2 protein-coding genes are annotated in these 2,298 nt (G+C 46.5%); both read right to left on the minus strand.

Annotated features, from left to right (window positions below; translation table 11 throughout):
• On the minus strand, window positions 1–821 hold an 821-nt coding region (locus tag ACQY26_RS02620; RefSeq protein WP_428047526.1), incomplete at its 3' end, for a hypothetical protein.
• Window positions 822–909: 88 nt separating this feature from the next.
• Complete coding sequence (locus ACQY26_RS02625; protein ID WP_428047527.1) at window positions 910–2,235, minus strand: MFS transporter; 1,326 nt, start codon at window positions 2,233–2,235, stop codon at window positions 910–912.
• Between the last annotated feature and the right edge of the window lie 63 nt (window positions 2,236–2,298).

Genomic DNA, 2,298 nt, shown 5'->3' on the forward strand with positions numbered 1-2,298 from the left:
TGTTTTATGGTTAAATCTCTGTCGCAAATGCTCTTCCACCCGTTATGCCTTTTGTTGGGGTTGCGCGGCATTAAAATGCAGTCAAAAAGAAAAATTACTCCATCAGCTTCGTCGCAGGTTACGTCCGGCGCGCCGGCGGCCATAAGGGAATCTTCTTTTATGGAAGACGTACATAATTCCGAATTTGCGTTATGAAGCCCTGCCGGATACTGATCCGCCAAGCCGAAAGCGTGCCCCAATTCGTGAATAATAGTTTTGTCTTTAAAATCTTCCGGCATATATATAAATCCGGCGTCGTAACAAGCCAAAGCGTTGGAACCGCAAATCTCTTTCAAAGTTTCCGTTTTAACTATTGTAACGGCCAAATCGGCCTTTAAATCTTTATCAAACGCGGAAGAAGCCAGAATGCTCTTTCCCAGCATTTCGCTTATTGAAGACATGTTTTCGCCGGTTTTGGATAGTAAATCCTCAGTATTGCCGGCCTTAGTTATTTTCGGAGAAACCAAATAAGGTTTTAAATCGAAGAATTCGCTTTTGCGCTCTTCCGGGATAATATTCCATACGCCGGAAAACCAGCTTGTAAATGCGCCGCTCAGTCTGGAAAAATAAGCTTCCGCTTTAGGCTCGGAACAGTCCAAGCCGTCTTCGCAATATAAAGCGCAGGCAATAGCTCCGTTTTTAATTGAAGCCGAATAAAGGCTGTTTTCCGGCCCTATGTTGTTTAAAGGGGCAAAAGGAGCCGCCGCGCCCAATGGCAATAAACATACGCAGAAGAGGAAAGAAATGGAAGTGCGTTTTAGTATGGCGTAAATTATATTCATACCTATATTTTAACAATAAAACGAACTTGGTAAAAGAGCAAAAAGCCCTATACGGATATAGGGCTTTTTACCTAAAAATAAAACCGGCTTAATCGGCTTTGACGGTTTTGTCTTCCACGCGGAACATGAACAGCGCGGCAATCAGCATGGAAATGCCGCCTACACCCACCGCGGCTATCGCACTGCCGCCCAAAAGGTGCTTCATAATCGGGCCGAAGAACAAGTTTACGCATATTTGCGGTATAACGATAAAGAAGTTAAACACGCCCATATAAAAGCCCATTTTTTCGGCCGGTATGGAATTGGACAAAAGCGCATAAGGCATAGCCAAAATACTGCTCCAGGCGACGCCGACGCAAACCATCGGGCCGAAAAGCATATACTTGTTAAACGTTACGCCGAAAAGCGTCAGCCCCAAAGAGCCCAGCCCCAGCGCGCCTATCAACAGGCATACTATATGTATATATTTTGCGGAATACTTTGTGGTAAGCCAAATCAGCAGAAACGCCGTAAAGAAAGCCACTCCGTTATATACGCTGAAGCATGTCCCGGCCCAGTTTGAAGCCGCTTCATATTCCGGCGTACCGGGCACGGCGTTAAACACGGCTGAAGCTATACCGACGCTGAAATATACCCACATAATCATAAAAGCCGCCCAAGTGAAGAACTGCACCACCGCCAGGCGGCGCATTGTAGAGGGCATGGTAATGAAGGCGGAACCCATTTCTTTAAGAGCTTTTAAAGGATTAAAAGCCTGCTTTTTCATGGCTTTAAAGGCTTCCATATCGGCGGGAGGATATTCCGGCGTCGTTTTAATTGTAGCCAAAATTGCCGCCAAAAGTACAATCGCCCCTATATAAAAAGAATATCTTACGCTTGGCGGAATGGTGCCGGCGGGGGCCTCGGTGCTTACGCCCAAGCTGGCAAGAATAAAAGGCAGGTAAGAAGCTATTACCGCACCCGCGCCTATCATAACGCTTTGCATGGCGTAGCCGGTTTTACGCTGATTTTCCGGCAGGATATCGCCGACAAATGCGCGGAAAGGCTCCATACTGACGTTGACGGAAGTATCCAGCACCCATAAAGCTATTACGGCCATCCATATCGCCGAAGCCTGAGGCATTAAAACGAGGGCCAAAGCCGAAAATATGGCCCCGCCCAAAAAGTATGGGCGTCTTCTGCCTAGGCGGCACCAGGTTCTGTCGCTGAAATAACCCACCAAAGGCTGAACCAAAAGGCCGGTTACGGGCGCGGCCAGCCATAAAAGAGGAATTTGATCCTCTTTTGCGCCGAGCCTTGCGTAAATGGTGCTCATATTGCTCATTTGCAAAGCCCAGCCGAATTGTATGCCGAAAAACCCCAGACACATATACATAATCTGGGAAAGACTTTTATTACCGTTGTTGACAGGCATTTATCCTCCCTTATATATAAGACGAAGTTTCACTTTTATACTAAAAAAATTATACGGCGATAT

Source organism: Candidatus Proelusimicrobium excrementi, from assembly GCF_937881865.1.
Taxonomy (GTDB): Bacteria; Elusimicrobiota; Elusimicrobia; order Elusimicrobiales; family Elusimicrobiaceae; genus Proelusimicrobium; species Proelusimicrobium excrementi.

What these genes read in the sequence shown, in the direction of transcription:
- ACQY26_RS02625 (WP_428047527.1), bottom strand. Translation starts at nt 2,235, where the DNA reads ATGCCTGTCAACAACGGTAATAAAAGTCTTTCCCAGATTATGTATATG.